The sequence below is a fragment of the Chryseobacterium sp. FH2 genome (genome assembly GCF_001045455.1).
Lineage (GTDB): Bacteria > Bacteroidota > Bacteroidia > Flavobacteriales > Weeksellaceae > Chryseobacterium.
The window spans coordinates 67952-86900 of the sequence record NZ_LFNE01000001.1 but is presented as its reverse complement, the minus strand read 5'-3'; the positions used below and the strand labels follow the sequence as shown (position 1 = coordinate 86900).

The following is an 18949-nucleotide window of genomic DNA, read 5'->3' as shown; positions in this document are numbered from 1 at the left end:
GGCAATGAAAATTGAAGAATCAAGTATTGTAGAGACAAACGACTATAGAGTTATTATATATCCTGCTTCAAGACCTTTTGAAACGAAAGAAGCAAAAATGATTACCGAAAAACTATTTGATTTCCTGGCAACCTGGGCGGCTCATGGAAAGCCGCTTTCTTCGTCTTTTAAGATTGAGAAAAATCAATTTATCATTATCTGTGTAGATGAGGAAAAAGAGTTGGCTTCCGGCTGCAGTATAGATGCTTTGGGAAAGATAATGAGGGAGATTGATGAAGAGTATCAGCTAGGTTTATTCGACAGAATGAAAGCCAGCTTTATTGAAAATGGTGAGGTAAAAACATTAAAGCTTATTGATTTTAAAACAAAAATCAGGAACGGGGAATTATCTAAGGATATTGATGTGTTTGATTTTTCCAAAAATACATATTTAGATTTTCTGAGTCATTTTGTTTTACCATTCGAAAAAAGCTGGGCTGCGTCTATAAAATAATTTCCGTTGAAAATACTTTTTATTTCATCCTGGTTTCCAAATAAACTGGAGCCCACAAACGGCAATTTTGTACAACGGCACGCTGAGGCGGTCGCAAAGTTTACTGATGTTGAAATACTCCACGCAATAGGGGATTTTAATCAGAAAGAAACTTTCGCTTTTGATGATAAAATAATCAATGGAATCAGGACACTCATAGTATATTATAAAAATACGAATAATCCTGTTCTCAATTTTATGAGAAGGATAAAGGCATATAAAAAAGGGTTCCAAAGAATGCAAAAACCTGATTTGGTTCACGCCAATGTTCTTCATAATAATATGCTTTTTGCTGTTTATCTTAAAAAGAAGTATAAAATTCCTTTTATTGTTACAGAACATTGGACGGCTTTAAGAAAAAAAAATTACAATACTACATCCTTCAAAATTAAGAAGATAGCTAAATATATCGGAAATCAAGCATCTGTAATCTGTCCTGTGAGCGAAGATTTGAAAAAAGGAATAGAAAATATAGGCGTTAAAAAACCGATGGTCGTCGTGCCGAATGTAGTAGACACGCACCTTTTCTATCCCAGATTAACAGAGAATAGTCTTTTTGGCTTCATTCATATTTCTAGCCTGATCCCTAGGAAAAATGCAGATAAAATTGTAAAAGTAGCCATCAGCCTCCTGAAAAGAGGTTATAACTTTACCTTACAAATAGGTGGAGACGGTGATTTCTCAGAACTGAAGCGTATGGTAGAGAAAGAAAATTTACAAAATAATATTGATGTGTTTGGGATGCAAACTTTGAAGCAGGTATCTCAAAGAATGTATAATGCAGATTGTTTTATCCTTTTCAGTGATGATGAAAACCAGCCATGTGTAATCGCAGAATCGTTTGCGAGCGGAATAAAGGTAATCTCAACAAATGTAGGTGGTATCTCTGAATTTTTCCCGGAAAACAGCGGAATACTTCTGGATAATGCTGATGAAAATCTACTCGAGCAGGCTATGATAAAAATGTTATCAGACCACAGTTTTTTTTGCGGCAAAAATGAATTGGTAAAATATGCTGAAAAGACTTTCTCCCAAGATACGATTGGAAAAAAATTCATTGAAATTTATCAGAAAGTAATATAATGACAAAGGGATTTTCTGTATTTATTCATAAGGGACAGGTTCAAATTAAGTATTATTTTGAACATGGGACTTATTATGATTCAATTTTCATAGAAACACCCGAGGTTGATATTGTCCTTGAAGGAATTGTTCTGAATAAAAAAGATTTACTTAAACATTCATCAGGTAGTTTTCAGAATTATTTAGTTAAAAATTATTTGGAAAACAATTGGCGGGTTTTTCAGCAGCTGGAGGGTGAGTTTAGGGGCTGTATTTGGGATAAGCAAAATCAAAAAATGTTGGTTTTTACCAATCCTACTTCTACGCAAAGAGTTTTTTATACTCACATAAACGACAAATTTTTTGCAGATTCAGATTTGGTAAGATTGAGTAAAACTATGAAAGAAAATGGTATTTCTCTGACTCCGGATATGATTTCTCTGTATCAGTTGCTGGCTATTGGAAACCTCTTGGAAGATAGGACTCCCATTGAAAATGTTTATAAAATTTCAGATTCCTGCTTTTTGGAAATTGATTGTGAAAGCAATACAATGAGCGAAAAAGAATACTTTAATGTTTCTGAAATTGGATATTATTCTAAAACCAAAAAAAATGCCGTTAATGATATTCACGAGATTTTCACTGAAGCTGTAAAATGGGAATATGAAAAAGATAATGAATTAAATACTTCTCATCTAGCGTTTTTAAGCGGGGGATTAGATAGCAGAATGGCAATGTTTTATGCCATTCAAAATAAATTTGACATTGGATGTGCGCTTTGCTTTTCGCATTCGGGATATCTTGATGAAAAAATTTCAAGAGAAATTGCTTCTGATTACAAATTACCCTATGAATTTATTCCATTGGATGATGGAAGTTTTCTTAAAAAAATAGATCAACTTACCACAATCTCGGAAGGAACGAGTGTTTATTCGGGTGGAATTCATGTGCAGTATGCATTGGATAATCTTTCTTTCCGTGATTTTGCAATTTTTCATGGCGGGCAGATAGGTGACGGGATTTTAGGAGGATTCAATTCTGAACCGAGAGCAAAATCTCCTACAGCATATAAAATTATCGTTAATCAGAATTTTCTTCCGAAGATTCAGTCTGACTTGAAAAAAGTCATGTCAAACTATGAAAGAGAAGAAATCTTTTTACTGAAAAATCTGGCTTACAATAGGACAGTTCTTGGAACTCAGGTATTACAACAGAAAGCTTATCATCTTTCTCCTTTCATGACAAAGGATTTTATTACATTATCTTTAAGCCTTCCGGAAAAATGGAAATATAAGCACATGTTTTATTTTGAATGGATGGCAAAGCATTGTAAAGAAGCTGCAAAATATACCTGGGAACGAACTTTAATGAAACCGGATGCCCATTGGAAAGTGAAATTCGGGGATAAATTTTTGAAAAACGGGTATTTGTTTTTGTATAATAAGATTTTAAAATCACCTGAAAAGGCCAGTATGTATCCTTATCAATATTATTTTGATTCGACTCCTGATATTCAAAATTATTATCAGCATTACTTTAATGAAAATATAGGAAGATTAGAGTCCTATCCTGAGCTGAGAGAAGAGGTAACTAATTTATTTTCTCAAAAGACTTTTTATCACAAATGTCAGGCTGTTAATATTTTATCTATTTTTAAACTGTATTTTTGATGAATGAAAGGAGGCTTGCAGTTTTTAAAGAATTTTTTCAATAATCAAGGGCAATATGTTCTTGTTTCTTTGCTGCTTGGTAAGATCTGCGCTTTTTTATCGTCACTTTTTATTATTAAACTTCTGCCGGAACGTGATTTTGGAATGATGAGTATTGTTGCGGCTCTTTTTGCTGCATTTGCTTCTTGTACAGGTTTGGGGAGTTATCAGAGTTTGCTGAGATTTGGCTCCGTTGCAGACAGTGATATTTTAAAGAAACAGCTTTCTGGTTATCTGTTGATTAGAGGATTTATTTATCAGCTCATATTAACCGTTATTTTTCTTGGATGCAGCTTTTTTTACATTAAAAAGTATGAAGATATTTTCTGGATATTTTTATTTTTTTCCATAAGATTTATTGGTTTTTATTTCTTTTATTTTATTCAGTCTGAACTTAGAATTAATAATAAAAACAAAGAATTTGCGAAAGTAAATAATGTGGTAAATGTTTTAGGGCTGGCCATTCTTTTGGTTTTGAGCTATTTTTTTCAACTAAAAGGATATTTGTTTGCCATTGCGCTGGCTCCGTTTTTATCTTTGTTCTGGCTTAAAGTTTCAACCTTTCCTGTTCCAAAATTACCATCGTTTTTTAATTCAAAAGAAATTTGGAGTTATGCCGTTCATACTTCCGGAACGACAATTTTATCTGATGCCTTATTTTCAGCGGATATTCTTTTGTTAGGATTTTTATTAAATGAAAGCTCGGTAGCAAGTTACCGTGTTGCAATTTTAATTCCGTCGAATGTTACTTTTTTAGCCTTAGCCTTTATGCAGAGTGATTTTCCGGTTTTGGCTAAAAATTACACAAATAAATTATTTTTAAAAAACTATATTTCAGGATATTATAAACTGTTTATCCCTGTCTGTATTGTGATTTTTATCGTTTGTACGGTTTTAAGTAAATTTATTCTGAAAATGTTGTTTAGCGAAAATTATTCTGATAACTATTTACTTTTCATTATTTTCCTGTTTACTTTTTTGATGAATATTCTGTTTAGAAATCTGTACGGAAACCTTTTGTCTGCGGTCGGGAAAATGTCGTTAAATACGAAATGCTCTTTCTTTTCGTTGATTTTACTTGTGGTTTTAGCCTTTATTTTAGTGCCAAAATACCAAATTTTAGGGATGACAATAAGTGTTTCGGTTACATTACTTTGCTCAGGCTTTATTCTGGCCTACTTCTTTCATAAATACCTGAAAGATTTAAAATAAGTTTTATCTTTGTTGGAAATGAAAAAAAATGTAGCTTTTGGAATACTGATTATACTTTTCGCATTGACAAGTTGCGGGAGGGATGAAGATTCTTTGCAGAAGATAGATCAGATATTCAATCTTTATATAAAAAACAGTGCGGGACAGGATTTATTAAACAGTACCAAGTCAGGTTCTTACACGTCTATTTCTATGAATGATGTAAATGGAACGCAGGATGTGGCACCCGTTACAACATATTCATTAAAGATGACTACAGATTCCGTTTATTATATTGAATATCTTGCCGGGGCAAAGAGGATTACGATAGATTCCATAAGTCCGGAAGACAGAACATACGAGTCGGAAATCGATTTAAGGTTATCCAGACCAATAACAGACAGCACTACTGAAATAACGACAGACAGGCTTAAAATTCAATATCACTGGACACCTTCTGTATTTGAGGTTTCGAAAGTTTTTTATAACAATGAACTTAAATTTACGAAAGAGCCAAATGTTCCGAATGTCGTTACGATCGTAAAATAATTTTATAAATTTGCAAAACTGTTGGCATTTTAAATGTCTAACATTCTAATAACTAACATCTAAATAAAATGTTACAAGTCAATTTTTTGCGCGACAATAAGGAGCGCGTTTTAGAAGGTCTTAAGAAAAGACAATTCAAGAATCTTGAGTTGGTAGACGAGGCTATTGCTACTGACGAAGAAAGAAAAAAAATTCAGTTTGAATTAGATTCTCAACTTTCAGAAATCAATAAAATTTCCAAGGAAATCGGAATGTTAATGAAAGAAGGAAAAAAAGAAGAAGCTGAATCTGCAAAATCTAAAACAGCACAATATAAAGAGTCGAGCTCAGAATTGAAAACTCAGTTAGAGGCTAAAGAAGCAGCTTTACTGGATATTTTATATCAGCTTCCAAATATTCCGAATGAGTTGGTAAAGAATGGTGCGTCTGCGGATGATAACGAAATTATTTACCAGTCTCACGATGTAAAAGGGCTTGGTGAAGGAGCAATTCCTCACTGGGAACTGGCAAAAAAATATAACCTTATCGATTTTGAATTAGGAGTAAAAATTGCAGGAGCAGGTTTTCCTGTTTATTTGAATAAAGGAGCAAGATTGCAGAGAGCTTTAGTTCAATATTTTTTAGATAAAAATGTTGAGAAAGGATATATGGAAGTAAATCCTCCTCACGTTATCAACGAAGCTTCCGGATATGGAACAGGGCAATTGCCTGATAAAGAAGGGCAGATGTATTATGTGAATGAAGATAAGTTGTACCTGATTCCTACTGCGGAAGTTCCTGTAACGAATCTGTATCGTGATGTTTTGTTTGACGAAAAAGAACTTCCGATTAAAAATACGGCTTTCTCCCAATGCTACAGAAGAGAAGCAGGAAGCTACGGAGCTCATGTAAGAGGTTTGAACCGTCTTCACCAATTTGAAAAAGTGGAAATTGTAAGAATCGAAAAACCCGAAAATTCTTATGCTGTTTTAGAGGAAATGGTGGAGCATATCAAAGAAATTCTGACTGATCTTGAACTTCCTTACAGGGTTTTAAGGCTTTGTGGAGGAGACACAGGTTTTGCATCTGCAATGACTTATGATTTTGAGGTTTGGAGCGCAGCTCAGGAAATGTGGTTAGAAGTAAGCTCTGTTTCTAACTTTGAAACGTTCCAGGCAAATAGACTGAAATGCCGTTATAAGGCAGACGGAAAATCGCAATTAGTCCATACTTTGAATGGTTCTGCGATGGCTTTACCAAGAATTATGGCGGCTTTGCTTGAAAATAACCAAACAGAAGAGGGAATTAAGCTTCCTAAGAAGATTGCTGAATATGCAAGGTTTGATGTAATTAATTAATCAACTTAGATTTACATAAAAAACCACCGATATTTTCGGTGGTTTTGTTTTTAGTAGCATCTGTAAAATTGATGGTAATAGTATCGGAAGTATTACACAAATCTAAGTCACTATAGATAAGAGAATATTTATTATCAAATTTTTTAAATCTTCCGCCCCCTAACGATTGCTTTACAATCCTTTTGTTATAAACTAAAAACCGCTTTTCAGCGGTTATTCTTTCATTATTGTTTAGTAAAAATTATATCAGAAGGCTCATAAGGCAAGTTTATTTTTATACCACCAGCTGGATAATCTGGACAGTTTATATTCGTCAACATAACAGAGTCAGGTCTGAAATTCCATTTCAAATGAGTCAAGTCAACATATTTCAAATAAATCAGACCATTTCCTACATGACATTTTCCTCCTTCATAGTTAAATACTACAGAATTATTTTTACTCTTTCCCATGCTTGTAATATTTATTTTATCAATAGTAAAATTTTTTGTACTTTCAATTATCTGGTTATTGCTTAATATCTCATATTTTATCAGTAAAACGTCACTATGATAACTTTTTGATATTAATTTTATTAATCTGTCCTCCTGTTTGGTAATATAAAGGAAGATTTCTTTGTTTCCAAAACTACATTTCCAAGTTCCTATATATTCATTATTCATATCCTTTATATACGCATTATTTGGAATTTGACTATATTTTATACTTAATGGATATTGTTGTGCTTTACAACTAATTGAAAATAATGAAATTAGTAAATATAAGAATGCTTTATTTTTCATAATGTTTTGTTTTAACAAGGATTTGGTGTTTTAGGAGTTCTTCTTTGATAAGGGTTATTTTACAATCCTTTTGTTATAAACTAAAAACCGCTTTTCAGCGGTTATTCTTCATTATTGTTTAGTGAAAATTATATCAGCAGGCTCATAAGGTAAATTTATTTTTATACCACTAGTAGGGTAATCTGAACAATTTTTATTAGTAATAACCATTGAATCAGGTAAATAATTCCATTTCAAATGAGTTGAATCAATACTTTTCAGTAGAATAGTTCCCCAACCAACCATACATTTTCCTCCTAAAGTGGTAAAAATTACTGAATTATCTAAATCTAATCCATCGCTAATAATTTTTACTTTATCTAAAGAGTTATTTTCTGTAGTTTCTATTATTTGTCCATTTATAACAACTTTATATTTAATTAGCAAAACATCACTAAAGTAAGTTTTGGAAACCAATTTAATTTCTCTATTTTGTTGCTTTGCAACATTGAGGTATACTTCCTTATTTCCTAATGTAGTTTTCCAAGTACCAATATATGGATCATAATCATTATTCAAATCTTTCACATACGCATTACTCGGAACCGCATCATAATCTGTATTCAAAGGAAATTGTTGTGCTTTACATGAAAATACAACAAACATTCCTAAAATTATTATAAAGCCTTTCACTATTGTTTTGTAAAGATTAAATCTTTCGGTTCATCAGGTAGATTTATTTTTATACCACCAGCGGGATAATCAGGACAGTTTTTGTTCGTTATCATCGTAGATTGAGGCTGATAGTTCCATTTCAAATGTGTTGAATCAATATATTCTGTACTAATTATTCCCCATCCTACTGTACATTTTCCTCCTGTATAAGTAAAAATAACAGAATTATCCTCTGTTGCCATACTAATTATATTTATATTTTCATTCGTAAAACTTGTAGTATTCTCTACGATTTGATTACTTATTAAAACTTTATATCTAATTAACAAGACATCTCTGAAAAATGTTTTTGTTAATCGACTTATTAGTCGATCCTCTTGTTTAGTAACATAAATATAGATTTCTTTATTTCCTAATGTAGCTTTCCATGTCCCAACAAATTTATTATATTCATTATTAAGATCTTTAATATGTGAATTGTTTGGTATATTTTCATAATCAGTATTTAATGAATACTGTTGAGCTTTACAGGCTACTGATATTAATGCTATAAATAGATATAAGAACTTCTTCTTTTTCATAATAAGTGTTTTAATTTGATTAACAAGGATTCGGTATTGGATTTCCACTTGCATCTTTTTCTATTGTTGAAGTATTTGTATTATCTTCTTTTAACAATTGCTTTAAAATCCTTTTGTTATAAACTAAAAACCGCTTTTCAGCGGTTATTCTTTCACTATTGTTTAGTAAATATGATATCCTTGGGCTCATAAGGTAAATTTATTTTTATACCTCCAGCAGGGTAATCTGAACAGTTTTTATTGGTAATTACTGTAGATTGAGGTTGATAATTCCATTTTAAATGGCTTGGGTCAATATATACTAAATTTATAAATCCATTTCCAACTAAACATTTTAAGCCTTCATAATCAAAAAGAACAGAACCATCGATTTCTATTCCCATACTAATTGCCTTCACTTTATCATTTGTGAAATCTAATGTATTTTCAACTATTTGATTATTTTCTAGAACATTGTATCTAAGTAAGAGAACATCACTATAATAAGACTTGTTAAGTATAACTATTGGTCTATTATCTTGTTTTATTATACTAAGATTGACTTCTTTATTATTAATTGTTGCTTTCCAATTTCCAACAAATTTATTGTACTCATTATTAATATCTTTTATGTAAGAATTATCAGGAATTGTTCTATAGTTTGTATTTAATGGATATTGCTGTGCATTACAACTAATTGAAATTAACAATAATGTTAAAAATAAAAATATTTTATTTTTCATAATATTTAGTTTTTTTAGCAAGGATTCGGTATTGGATTTCCACTTGCATCTTTTTCTATTGTTGAAGTATTTGTATTATCTTCTTTTAACAATTGCTTTAAAATCCTTTTGTTATAAACTAAAAACCGCTTTTCAGCGGTTATTCTTTCACTATTGTTTAGTGAAAATTATATCAGCAGGCTCATAAGGTAAATTTATTTTTATACCACTAGTAGGGTAATCTGAACAGTTTTTATTGGTAATTACTGTAGATTGAGGCTGATAGTTCCATTTTAAATGTGTAGAGTCAACATATTCAAGACTAATAAAACCATTTCCTACTAAACATTTTAATCCCTTATAATCAAAGAGAACCGAGCCATCAATCTGTGCCCCCATACTAATTATATTGACACTATCATTTGAATTGTTGATCGTATTTTCAACAATTTGATTATTTACTAAAACTTTATATCTAATTAATAAAACATCTTTGTAAAAATGTCTATTAAATAATATCATACTTTTATTTTCTTCTTTACTTATAGATAAGTCTATTTCTTTGTTATTGATAATAGCTTTCCAATTTCCAACAAATTTACTATACTCATTATTAATATCTTTTATGTAAGAATTATCAGGAATTGTTCTATAGTTTGTATTTAATGGATATTGTTGTGCTTTACAGCTTATGGAAAATAATATGATTAATAAATATAAAAATGTATTCTTTTTCATAATCATCATTTGAAAAAACCTCTTTTTAGAGGCTTTGTTTATTGCTTAGTAAAAACCAAATCCACATAATCAGGATTGTAAGGAAGATTTATTGTTATACCTCCTGTTGGATAATCTGGACAGTTTTTATTAGTAATTATAGTAGACTCTGGTTGATAATTCCACTGAAAATGAGTGGAATCTATCATTTTTAAATTTATACTTCCCCAACCTACTGTACATTGCCCCCCCGTATATGTAAAAGAAATTAAATTATCGCTGGGAAATATCATATCGCTAATAATATTTGAATCTGTAGTATTTATATTCATTGTACTCTCCACAATATTTCCTTGTTGATTTTTAATAATATAGTGCATAAATAATACATCTTCATAGAATTTTTTAATATTAAAGTTACGGAAATGATTATCTGTTTTTTCAATTTTTAAAATGATTTCATTACCACTATAAGTTGCTTTCCAATTACCTACATAGGGCAATAATGAATTATTTGTATCCTTTAAATAAGAATAATTAGGTATAGTTTTATAATCTGTATCCAAAGGATATTGTTGAGCTTTACAGCTTATTGAAAATAATATGATTATTAAGTATAAAAATGTATTCTTTTTCATAATTGTTTATTTTAAATTTTAACAAGGATTCGGTATTGGATTTCCACTTGCATCTTTTTCTATTGTTGAAGTATTTGTATTATATTCTTTTAACAGTTGCTTTAAAATCCTTTTGTTATAAACTAAAAACCGCTTTTCAGCGGTTATTCTTTCACTATTGTTTAGTAAATATGATATCCTTTGGCTCATCAGGTAAATTTATCTTTATACCTTCAGCAGGATAATCTGAACAGTTTTTATTAGTTAACATTGTAGATTCTGGTTGATAATTCCATTTTAAATGTGTGGAATCTATATATGTTACATCAATCATTCCCGATCCTACACCACATTTTCCTCCTTCATAATCAAAAATTATAGAACCATCAATATCTAAATCTATACTCGTGATATTAGCATTTTCAAGAGTAAAATTCTTTGTGCTCTCTACTATTTGATTGTTAACTAAAATTTCGTATTTAATTACTAAGACATCACTAAAATAACTTTTACTCATTAAGTTAATAGGCCGATTTTCTTGTTTTGTAATATAAAGGTGTATTTGTTTACTTCCTACAGAAACATTCCAATTCCCAACATATTTATTTAAGTCATTATTTAAATCTTTAATATACGCATTATTTGGAATTTGACTATAGTTTGTATTTAATGGATATTGTTGTGCTTTACAACTAATTGAAAATAATGAAATTAGTAAATATAAGAATGCTTTATTTTTCATAATGTTTTGTTTTAACAAGGATTCGGTATTGGATTTCCACTTGCATCTTTTTCTATTGTTGAAGTATTTGTATTATCTTCTTTTAACAATTGCTTTACAATCCTTTTGTTATAAACTATAAACCGCTTTTCAGCGGTTATTCTTTCATTATTGTTTAGTGAAAATTATATCAGCAGGCTCGTCTGGCAAATTAATTTTTATACCTCCAGCCGGATAATCCGGACAATTTTTATTTGTAATAACTGTTGATTCAGGCTGATAGTTCCATTTCAAATGCGCAGAATCAATCATTTTTAAGCTTATTCCTCCCCAACCAACTTGGCATTTACCACCCTCATAATAAAGTTTAGCAACTTGTGCTTTTTTACTATACACTGTTGATATAATTTTATAATCATTTAGGTTTGAAGAAATATTATTTTCAATAATATTTCCATTATTATCTTGAATAGAATATTGTACAATTAAAACATCTAAATAATAAGATATATTTAATTTTTGTAATGGTTTTTGCAAAACTTTAGTAATTTTTAATGTTACAATTCTATCATTTAAATTTGATTTCCAAGTCCCTTCAAATGAATTATATTCATTATCTAAATCTTTAACATAAGAATTATTAGGGAGATTTGAAGTATCTGTTAATAAAGGATATATTTGTTGTGCTTGGCACGAATATAAAACTAAGCAAAATATAATAGTTAAAGTTTTTAAATATGTTGTTTTCATAAATTGTTTTTTAGCAAGGATTAGGTGTTGTTGTTCCATTAGTATTTTCTTTTATTGAAGAAGTATTTCCGTTTTCTTCTTTAATTAATTGAATTTTATCATTTAGATTCATTTTTTTTAGTAATTTAAAAAATAAAATTTCAAGTCCTTGAGGCTTATTTACTTTTAAATAGTTAGTAGAATATCTACTGTCTTCTGATAAAAGGTCTTCCCATTCCTTATAAGTTTTCACCAAATCGGCAACATACGCCGCTTCCTGAGCGTCCGTCATAGCAGGCGGCAAATCAGATGCCGTTCCAGTAAAATTAATAAAATAAGTCCCGTTGGAAGAAACCGTTCCGCTATAAGCATTTCCGAGGGCATTGGTATCTTGTACTCTTACAATATGTAAAAATGTCATAATATCCTGTGGGGCAAGTATACCAATTGTTCCCGGTTGATGAGAGTGTACAGTACCTAAAGAATTTTGACCGATTCCAAATTCCAGTAGGTTATTTCCATTTACATTTCCTTGTACTAAAGTACCACTTTTCAATTCCTGAAAACCATCTTCGTCTTTTGTGTTTGTATTAGAATGTGCTTTCAAAGAATTAAGTTTATTTTTTATTTCGGGCTTGTTTACGAGGTTTTTTGTTTTCTGGCAGGGGGTATTAATAAACTGATTATAAAACTGTTCCCACGTCAAAGCAGGATTTTCCATAAAAAGTTGTATTGCAAAATTGGCAAAATCCCAGTAATAGCTGTTTGGCGGTGGAGATGAGGGAGGAATATGGTCAAGATAATATTCTAGAATACTGCAATAAATGTCCGAATGCTCTACTGCCCAAGATTTTGCTTGGTCGGTTAGTGAGTAGAAAAAGCTATTCGCCCTTGCAGCTCTCACATATGATGGTTCTATTGAGGGTGGAATATTAGGGTCAAAAGTATAACCACCCGGGTCATACAATCCTGTTCCTCCACCCCCGCCTCCTGTGTCACCACCGCCTGGGAAACTTCCGCCACCGCCTGTATTTCCACCACCACCTCCGCATTCATACGAAGTATAGCCTGAACTTGTAAAAAGACATTGAGCGCACTTATCACATTGGTCCCAAGACACATTTTCTTTACAGTTCCATATTTCTACGGAATAAAAATCTGTACATATCCTTGCAGTAGACGGATTATCTATTTTTGTTACGATACCTTTCTGAGAATCATATACAGGAATAAGTTCGTTATCTATAATCTCAACAATTGAAAATGCTGCATCATTGCCATTTTTTCTATAAACAAGATTGTAAACTACCTCAGGACTTTCAAAAATATTGTACGCTCGTAAAGCATAGGTTTGAATGTTATTGACATCCATTTTATAAATGGATGTTTCGTCAATAAAAAATCTCTTCAGATAATCAGAGTTTGAGCCGCTTTTACCTGATAAAGAATTAGCTGACCTTTTAAACTCATTAACTCCGCTTAGAAAAGTTTCTTTTTGAAAAGTAGCTGTGCTGATTTTTTGATGGATATGCTCACCTGGTTCAGTTTTGTGTTCCGTTATTGCTTCTAAATCAGTTCTACAGGAATGAAAAGAAAGGACAAATGCTGTCATCAGCATCAGCCGAAGAATTAAATTTTTCTTCATAGACTTGTGTGTTTTAAGTTGTTAAATATATAATTTTTTTCTTAATCACCTATACGGGATTGGTATTTTGCAAATATATAATAATTTTTAAATTATGGCAAATAAGCCACAATGATTTTTTTTAAAATTCTCAACCTTTGCCTTGTGAAAGCAAGTATAGATAAAGACTTTATAATATTATTTGGACAAAATCTAAGAAGAATACGAGAGTCCAAAAAAATAAGTATGCAAAGTCTTGCTGACGCTATCAATGTAGAATACTCACAAATAAGCAGAATCGAGAGGGGAATTATCAATACATCTATAGGTATTGTCCACGCTATTTCTCAGGCTCTAGAGGTAGAAGTAAAAGAACTTTTCGATTTCGCTGTTGAAAAATAAAACATAAAAAAGCCTCACAAATGTGAGGCTTTTTTATGTTTAAATATAAACTAAATATCAAAATGATTAGGATGTTGGGCTTTGATATCATCAACAGTTCCCAGCACTTTATCTTTCAAAGAATCCTGATATTTTTGAAGATTTTCAGCTATCAGGGCATCTGCACTTCCTAAAATTTTAGCTGCTAAAATTCCTGCATTCAAAGCTCCGTTCAGCGCCACTGTTGCCACCGGAATTCCGCCAGGCATCTGAAGGATTGACAATACAGAATCCCATCCGTCGATAGAATTACTTGATAAAATAGGAACCCCAATTACCGGTAAAGTTGTACAGCTTGCTACCATTCCCGGAAGATGTGCTGCGCCTCCCGCTCCGGCAACAATTACTTTCAGACCTCTTTCCTTCGCTGTTTTTGCATAGTCAAACATTCTCTCCGGCGTTCTGTGAGCAGAAACCACGGTCAGTTCGTACGGAATGTCTAAAGATTTCAAAAAATTTGCAGCCTGTTCCATGATTGGTAAGTCGCTCTGACTACCCATAATAATTCCTACCATCTTCAATTTTATTAGATATTCAAAGATAAAGAATTAATAATATCATTACCAAGAAAGCCAATGAGCAAATTAGTTTATAATCCTTTAATATTATTTATGAAAATCAATTACATATTTTGATTACGAAATACAGAAGGGGAAACCCCGTTTAATTTTAAAAAAACGATTCAGATGATTCTTATCTGTAAAGCCAAATTCATCTGCAATTTCATTAATCCGCACATCGCTATGTTTCAAACGATTTTCATTTAGCTTTATTTTATTATAGTCAGTGACACATTCATTCAATGTTTTTCCTGTTTTATTTTTAAAATATCGTCCGACATACATTTTTGAAACTCCAAATAAATTACTGATATTTTCACTTGTCAGTTTTTCCGGCTCGTAAATATTTCCACGAATACTTCTATCGAAACCCGAAATTCCAGAGGAAAAACAGAAACTCCTCTGTTCCCTAAAAAACAATGCAAACTGTAGCCATTTAATTGATTCCAAAATAAATATATTTGCTGCCAGTCACTTTTATACATCACCTTGAAAGATTATAAACTTCTTTTTGCCGTTCTTACCGTTGCTATCGTTTGGGGAACAACATTTTTAGCCATTCGGGTGGCGGTAGAAACTATTCCTGCCTGGTTTGTTGCAGGAATTCGTCAGTTTTTGGCATCGCTTATTATGCTTGTTGTATTGCTTTACAGAAAACAGTTTCAGTGGATTGGCTGGAAAAGCTTAGGATATCAGCTTGTTTTTTCCGTATTAATGCTAATTATCGCCAACGGAATGACCACTGTAGCAGAGGAAACTGTTTCGAGCAGCTTAGCTTCTTTAATCAACGCAGCTTCTCCTATTCTCGTATTTTTAGGAAGTGTGGCAATCGGAATCCAGAAGTTTAGTTTCAGAGCTTTGACGGGTATTTTGCTATGCTTCAGCGGGATACTTTTTATTTTTTGGGATGGTTTGGAAGATTTGGCAAATCCCGATTACAGAATGGGAATTATATTCCTTTTCTGTGCTATTTCAGGATGGGCTTCCGGAACGGTTTTTACCAAAAAACTGAATATCCACAGTGGAAATATTTCTTTGAATCTGTTCTACCAGTTTCTATTCGCAGGAATAGTTCAGATTATTTTTGCTTTTATTTTTTCAGAAAAATACAATTTTGAAAACTGGACGCTGAAAAGTATTTCAGCAATGCTTTATTTGGCCGTTTTTGGTTCTGTGGCCGCTTTTTTTGCTTTTCATTATGCTTTGACAAAAATTTCCCCTGTTCAGGTTTCCATTATGGCTTATGTGAATACAATAATTGCCATATTTTTAGGCTGGCTGATTTTAGATGAGAATATCTCCGCTAAATTTATCATTGCAACCGTTTTAATCATTTGTGGAGTGTTTATTATTAATTATAAACCGGAGATGTTTAAAAAAGCAAAAATTGAAGAAAGAAAATAAAAAAGGCTGCTTTTCCAAGCAGCCCTTTCATTTATCATAAAGTTTATTCAGCAATTACTTTTACCATTCCTTTTACTTTCACCAGCTTCTCTATCAATTCTTCTCTGGAATCAGCCAAAACATTGATATGCCCCATTTTTCGGCCCGGCTTGGTTTCTGTTTTTCCGTAAAGGTGAACGTATGTTTTAGGTAATTTCAGAACATCATCCATTCCTGCATAAACCACTTTCCCGGAATGTTCTTCTGCCCCGACCAGATTCAGCATTCCGCTGTACATTAAAGTTTCCGTATCTGCCAAAGGCAAATTTTTCACGACACGATACATTTGCTCAAACTGTGAATTGACATTTCCTTCCTGACTTTGATGTCCGGAATTGTGCAGTCTCGGAGCTGTTTCGTTTACCCAGATCTTCCCTTCTTTATCCAGAAATAATTCGATAGCAAAAAGCCCCGGAGAATTTACTGCATTCAGGAATTTTTCGGTAATTATATTAATCTGTTTTTCAATATCTTTACTCAAGAATACCGGACAAACATTAAAATCCAATAAATTTAATTTGGGATCAGCAACCATTTCCGTCACAGGAAAAGTTTTTGTCTCTCCGTTTTCATTTCTTGCAACGATTACAGAAAGCTCTTTATCAATATCAACCAGTTTTTCAAGAACCGAATCCTGAGTCCACAAATTTTTCACATCTTCAGCTGAACGGATAATCTGTACGCCCTTTCCGTCATAACCGCCGGTATTAAGTTTCTGCACAAAAGGAAAAGGTATTTTAATTTCATCCGAACTCCCATCCATCACTTCAAATTCAGGGCTTGGAATATCATGAGCTTTATAAAATTCCTTCTGAAGGATTTTTTGCTGAATAGTTTTAACAATTTTAGAATTCGGAACTACTTTTACTCCCCGATTTTCAAGCTCAGCCAAAGCATCTGCATTTACGTGTTCGATCTCTATGGTAACAACATCTTTATCTTTACCGAAATTCAAAACCGTTTCATAATCATTAAAATTCCCTTGAGTAAAGTAAGAGATATTATGACAAGGCGCATCAGAAGCAGGATCTAAAGTATAAAACTGATCGTCATATTTCAACGCTTCCTGAATCAGCATCCTTCCAAGCTGTCCTCCCCCCAAAATTCCTATTTTCATTTTCCTTTTATTTTTTCTATTAGATTTAAATTTTATTGAATTTTATCGATCTTTAAATATCCCAGTCCCATTCGATTTTCCTGATTTTCTGCATCGGATTTTTCCAGTACGATAGAATATTTTTCTTTCATCTTTTCAGGAAGGATATCACTCACATTAAAAATATCATCAATATCTACTCCATGTTTATCATCAATATGACTTACTGCCCCTTCAAAACCCATTGTTTTATAAAATCCGGTAGCTTTAGCTTTTTTCACAACATCTCCCATCGATGTGCCAACCATCAGATGCTGCTCATGGAATTCTTCAAAAAAGCCTCTTTTATAACCGCCTAAATTGATAAAATATAATTGCTCCTCCGAAGTTTTTTGCCCTTTTTCAACAATTTTCACTGCATATCCGTCGGCAAATTTTACTTCTTGATAACAGTCAAGATGTATCTTCCCTTCTGCTTCTTTCCAAAAATCTTTCATATCCTGAACTAAATCTTTCAGATTTTCTGCAATTCCGAAAAAAACGTCATGTTGCTCAATATGTCTGCCTTTTGGCGTCGCACCAAGAATAATATAGAATAATTTCAGTCCATTTTCCATATTGCAAAAATACATCAAATTTATCTTTTTTAAACGTTTGGCAGACTACCGCAATAGTTTTATATTTGTACCATGTCAGAAATCATCATTCTCTTCCTTGGAGCAATTTCGGCAGGACTATTGGGTTCACTGACCGGTTTAGGAGGAGGAGTTATCATCATTCCTTTATTGACGCTGGGTTTTGGCGTTCCTATGCATTATGCAATCGGTGCTTCTCTTATTTCCGTCATCGGTACTTCTTCGGGTGCAGCAGTGGCTTTCGTGAAAGAAGGTTTTACCAATATGAGGATCGGGATGTTTTTAGAGATTGCCACCACAGCAGGAGCTATTGTCGGAGCTTTGATTTCCGGAGCTTTGAATCCCAATACTATCGGAATTATTTTTGCAAGTATTCTGCTTCTGACAGTTATTTTAAATTTAAAAGGAAAACCCGATCATCAGGAACCATTAATAAAAGGAAGCCTGGAAGATAAGTTAAAACTATTTGGAACTTTTCCCGACAAAGGTGTTTTGAAGAGTTATTCCGCAAGAAATACTGTTCCCGGGTTTTTCATGATGATGTTTGCAGGTGCCATGTCCGGCCTTTTGGGAATTGGTTCCGGCGCTTTGAAGGTTTTGGCAATGGATAATATGATGAAACTGCCTTTCAAGGTTTCGACTACGACAAGTAATTTCATGATTGGCGTAACAGCGGTTGCAAGTGCTTTGATTTATTTTCAGAGAGGTGAAATCATTCCTGTAATTGTAGCTCCTGTATTGATTGGAGTGGTTGTAGGAAGTTTCATAGGCTCCAAAACGCTGATGGTTTCCAAAACAAAAAAGCTGAAAACTTTTTTCGCAATTGTTATCACGATTTTGTCAATTTACATGATGTATAACGGTATTAATAAAAGCTTCAGATAATGAAAAAACACTTCACAGACGCAGATCTGAACCGTTCCGTAGGGAATCTTCTGAGATTAGGTGTGATTTTATCTGTTGCAACATCATTGGTAGGCTTTATCAAACTGTTCTTTGAAGGTTTTAAAATGCCTAAAAAATACACGTGTCTCGACATAGGAACTTCTTCAGAAAAAGTCTGGGGACACCTTTGGAATTCTCTTTGCAAAGGAGAAGGAATGGCTATTATTCAGGTTGGAATCCTGCTTTTAATCTTTACCCCTTTAATGAGAATTGTTTTCGCATTAATCGGGTATTTAAAAGAAAAAGACTACGTTTATGTAGTCATTTCGTCTATTGTTTTAGCCATTATGGCGATAAGCTTCTTTACGGGTTACGCTCACTAA

General features: G+C 32.4%; 23 protein-coding genes. 10 read left to right on the top strand and 13 right to left on the bottom strand.

The window, feature by feature from the left end:
- Nucleotides 1-4 precede the first annotated feature (4 nt).
- The 6 genes from ACM39_RS00455 (at nt 5) to serS (ending at nt 6380) form a co-directional block, all read left to right on the top strand.
- Entirely contained in the window at nt 5-493 is a 489-nt protein-coding gene (locus tag ACM39_RS00455) for a hypothetical protein (RefSeq protein ID WP_048509057.1), read from the top strand.
- 6 nt (nt 494-499) lie between these two features.
- Entirely contained in the window at nt 500-1615 is a 1116-nt protein-coding gene (locus ACM39_RS00450) for a glycosyltransferase (RefSeq protein WP_048509056.1), read from the top strand.
- Nucleotides 1615-3264, top strand: coding sequence for a hypothetical protein (locus tag ACM39_RS00445; protein WP_048509055.1), 1650 nt, complete (start codon nt 1615-1617; stop codon nt 3262-3264). The genes ACM39_RS00450 and ACM39_RS00445 overlap by 1 nt, the downstream gene beginning before the upstream one ends.
- Before the next feature lie 3 nt (nt 3265-3267).
- Complete coding sequence (locus ACM39_RS00440) at nt 3268-4515, top strand: oligosaccharide flippase family protein (RefSeq protein ID WP_048509054.1); 1248 nt, start codon at nt 3268-3270, stop codon at nt 4513-4515.
- An 18-nt stretch (nt 4516-4533) separates the two neighbouring features.
- The gene (locus tag ACM39_RS00435) at nt 4534-5043 is read left to right on the top strand and encodes a hypothetical protein (RefSeq protein WP_048509053.1); all 510 of its coding nucleotides are present in this window, start codon (nt 4534-4536) and stop codon (nt 5041-5043) included.
- 68 nt (nt 5044-5111) lie between these two features.
- Nucleotides 5112-6380 carry a serine--tRNA ligase gene (gene serS, locus ACM39_RS00430; RefSeq protein ID WP_048509052.1) on the top strand — a complete coding sequence of 423 codons (1269 nt, stop codon included), beginning with the start codon at nt 5112-5114 and terminating at the stop codon, nt 6378-6380.
- 224 nt (nt 6381-6604) lie between these two features.
- Here serS and ACM39_RS00425 read toward each other — a convergent pair whose 3' ends face one another.
- The 9 genes from ACM39_RS00425 to ACM39_RS18975 form a co-directional block, all read right to left on the bottom strand.
- A complete protein-coding gene (locus ACM39_RS00425; protein ID WP_048509051.1) occupies nt 6605-7162 on the bottom strand; it encodes a DUF6705 family protein in 558 nt (185 codons plus the stop codon).
- A 111-nt stretch (nt 7163-7273) separates the two neighbouring features.
- Entirely contained in the window at nt 7274-7834 is a 561-nt protein-coding gene (locus ACM39_RS00420; RefSeq protein WP_048509050.1) for a DUF6705 family protein, read from the bottom strand.
- Nucleotides 7834-8397, bottom strand: a complete 564-nt coding sequence (locus ACM39_RS00415) for a DUF6705 family protein (protein WP_131701380.1) — start codon at nt 8395-8397, stop codon at nt 7834-7836. Before ACM39_RS00415 ends, ACM39_RS00420 begins: the two co-directional genes overlap by 1 nt.
- A gap of 155 nt (nt 8398-8552) precedes the next feature.
- Entirely contained in the window at nt 8553-9119 is a 567-nt protein-coding gene (locus tag ACM39_RS00410) for a DUF6705 family protein (protein ID WP_048509048.1), read from the bottom strand.
- Nucleotides 9120-9269: 150 nt separating this feature from the next.
- Complete coding sequence (locus ACM39_RS00405; protein WP_131701379.1) at nt 9270-9836, bottom strand: DUF6705 family protein; 567 nt, start codon at nt 9834-9836, stop codon at nt 9270-9272.
- A gap of 38 nt (nt 9837-9874) precedes the next feature.
- Nucleotides 9875-10453 carry a DUF6705 family protein gene (locus ACM39_RS00400; RefSeq protein WP_048509046.1) on the bottom strand — a complete coding sequence of 193 codons (579 nt, stop codon included), beginning with the start codon at nt 10451-10453 and terminating at the stop codon, nt 9875-9877.
- Nucleotides 10454-10607: 154 nt separating this feature from the next.
- Entirely contained in the window at nt 10608-11174 is a 567-nt protein-coding gene (locus tag ACM39_RS00395; protein ID WP_048509045.1) for a DUF6705 family protein, read from the bottom strand.
- A gap of 147 nt (nt 11175-11321) precedes the next feature.
- Complete coding sequence (locus ACM39_RS00390) at nt 11322-11942, bottom strand: DUF6705 family protein (protein WP_048509044.1); 621 nt, start codon at nt 11940-11942, stop codon at nt 11322-11324.
- The gene (locus ACM39_RS18975; RefSeq protein WP_048509043.1) at nt 11914-13527 is read right to left on the bottom strand and encodes a hypothetical protein; all 1614 of its coding nucleotides are present in this window, start codon (nt 13525-13527) and stop codon (nt 11914-11916) included. The genes ACM39_RS00390 and ACM39_RS18975 overlap by 29 nt, the downstream gene beginning before the upstream one ends.
- Nucleotides 13528-13638: 111 nt before the next feature.
- Between ACM39_RS18975 and ACM39_RS00380 the strand changes: the two genes are divergently transcribed.
- Nucleotides 13639-13908, top strand: a complete 270-nt coding sequence (locus tag ACM39_RS00380) for a helix-turn-helix domain-containing protein (RefSeq protein WP_048509042.1) — start codon at nt 13639-13641, stop codon at nt 13906-13908.
- Nucleotides 13909-13958: 50 nt separating this feature from the next.
- Here the strand turns inward: ACM39_RS00380 and purE are convergent, their stop codons facing one another.
- Both purE and ACM39_RS19395 read right to left on the bottom strand, forming a co-directional pair.
- Nucleotides 13959-14462 carry a 5-(carboxyamino)imidazole ribonucleotide mutase gene (purE, locus tag ACM39_RS00375; protein WP_048509041.1) on the bottom strand — a complete coding sequence of 168 codons (504 nt, stop codon included), beginning with the start codon at nt 14460-14462 and terminating at the stop codon, nt 13959-13961.
- Between the two features lie 120 nt (nt 14463-14582).
- Complete coding sequence (locus tag ACM39_RS19395) at nt 14583-14957, bottom strand: helix-turn-helix domain-containing protein (RefSeq protein ID WP_228377030.1); 375 nt, start codon at nt 14955-14957, stop codon at nt 14583-14585.
- A 39-nt stretch (nt 14958-14996) separates the two neighbouring features.
- On the opposite strand from ACM39_RS19395, the gene ACM39_RS00365 reads away from it, so the two are divergent.
- Nucleotides 14997-15911, top strand: coding sequence for a DMT family transporter (locus tag ACM39_RS00365; protein WP_048509039.1), 915 nt, complete (start codon nt 14997-14999; stop codon nt 15909-15911).
- Nucleotides 15912-15954: 43 nt separating this feature from the next.
- Here the strand turns inward: ACM39_RS00365 and ACM39_RS00360 are convergent, their stop codons facing one another.
- Both ACM39_RS00360 and ACM39_RS00355 read right to left on the bottom strand, forming a co-directional pair.
- Nucleotides 15955-17067, bottom strand: coding sequence for a 5-(carboxyamino)imidazole ribonucleotide synthase (locus ACM39_RS00360; RefSeq protein WP_048509038.1), 1113 nt, complete (start codon nt 17065-17067; stop codon nt 15955-15957).
- Nucleotides 17068-17099: 32 nt separating this feature from the next.
- Nucleotides 17100-17663 carry a DUF1543 domain-containing protein gene (locus ACM39_RS00355; protein WP_228377029.1) on the bottom strand — a complete coding sequence of 188 codons (564 nt, stop codon included), beginning with the start codon at nt 17661-17663 and terminating at the stop codon, nt 17100-17102.
- A gap of 72 nt (nt 17664-17735) precedes the next feature.
- Here ACM39_RS00355 and ACM39_RS00350 point away from each other — a divergent pair, with 72 nt between their 5' ends.
- Together ACM39_RS00350 and ACM39_RS00345 are read left to right on the top strand one after the other, a co-directional pair.
- A complete protein-coding gene (locus ACM39_RS00350; RefSeq protein ID WP_048509037.1) occupies nt 17736-18566 on the top strand; it encodes a sulfite exporter TauE/SafE family protein in 831 nt (276 codons plus the stop codon).
- Complete coding sequence (locus ACM39_RS00345) at nt 18566-18949, top strand: DUF1634 domain-containing protein (RefSeq protein ID WP_048509036.1); 384 nt, start codon at nt 18566-18568, stop codon at nt 18947-18949. Before ACM39_RS00350 ends, ACM39_RS00345 begins: the two co-directional genes overlap by 1 nt.

Coding starts and splice junctions, on each gene's coding strand:
- ACM39_RS00455 (WP_048509057.1), top strand. CDS start 5: ATGAAAATTGAAGAATCAAGTATTGTAGAGACAAACGACTATAGAGTT.
- ACM39_RS00445 (WP_048509055.1), top strand. CDS start 1,615: ATGACAAAGGGATTTTCTGTATTTATTCATAAGGGACAGGTTCAAATT.
- ACM39_RS00440 (WP_048509054.1), top strand. CDS start 3,268: ATGAAAGGAGGCTTGCAGTTTTTAAAGAATTTTTTCAATAATCAAGGG.
- ACM39_RS00435 (WP_048509053.1), top strand. CDS start 4,534: ATGAAAAAAAATGTAGCTTTTGGAATACTGATTATACTTTTCGCATTG.
- serS (WP_048509052.1), top strand. CDS start 5,112: ATGTTACAAGTCAATTTTTTGCGCGACAATAAGGAGCGCGTTTTAGAA.
- ACM39_RS00425 (WP_048509051.1), bottom strand. CDS start 7,162: ATGAAAAATAAAGCATTCTTATATTTACTAATTTCATTATTTTCAATT.
- ACM39_RS00415 (WP_131701380.1), bottom strand. CDS start 8,397: ATGAAAAAGAAGAAGTTCTTATATCTATTTATAGCATTAATATCAGTA.
- ACM39_RS00410 (WP_048509048.1), bottom strand. CDS start 9,119: ATGAAAAATAAAATATTTTTATTTTTAACATTATTGTTAATTTCAATT.
- ACM39_RS00405 (WP_131701379.1), bottom strand. CDS start 9,836: ATGAAAAAGAATACATTTTTATATTTATTAATCATATTATTTTCCATA.
- ACM39_RS00400 (WP_048509046.1), bottom strand. CDS start 10,453: ATGAAAAAGAATACATTTTTATACTTAATAATCATATTATTTTCAATA.
- ACM39_RS00395 (WP_048509045.1), bottom strand. CDS start 11,174: ATGAAAAATAAAGCATTCTTATATTTACTAATTTCATTATTTTCAATT.
- ACM39_RS00390 (WP_048509044.1), bottom strand. CDS start 11,942: ATGGAACAACAACACCTAATCCTTGCTAAAAAACAATTTATGAAAACA.
- ACM39_RS18975 (WP_048509043.1), bottom strand. CDS start 13,527: ATGAAGAAAAATTTAATTCTTCGGCTGATGCTGATGACAGCATTTGTC.
- ACM39_RS00380 (WP_048509042.1), top strand. CDS start 13,639: ATGATTTTTTTTAAAATTCTCAACCTTTGCCTTGTGAAAGCAAGTATA.
- purE (WP_048509041.1), bottom strand. CDS start 14,462: ATGGTAGGAATTATTATGGGTAGTCAGAGCGACTTACCAATCATGGAA.
- ACM39_RS00360 (WP_048509038.1), bottom strand. CDS start 17,067: ATGAAAATAGGAATTTTGGGGGGAGGACAGCTTGGAAGGATGCTGATT.
- ACM39_RS00355 (WP_228377029.1), bottom strand. CDS start 17,663: ATGGAAAATGGACTGAAATTATTCTATATTATTCTTGGTGCGACGCCA.
- ACM39_RS00350 (WP_048509037.1), top strand. CDS start 17,736: ATGTCAGAAATCATCATTCTCTTCCTTGGAGCAATTTCGGCAGGACTA.
- ACM39_RS00345 (WP_048509036.1), top strand. CDS start 18,566: ATGAAAAAACACTTCACAGACGCAGATCTGAACCGTTCCGTAGGGAAT.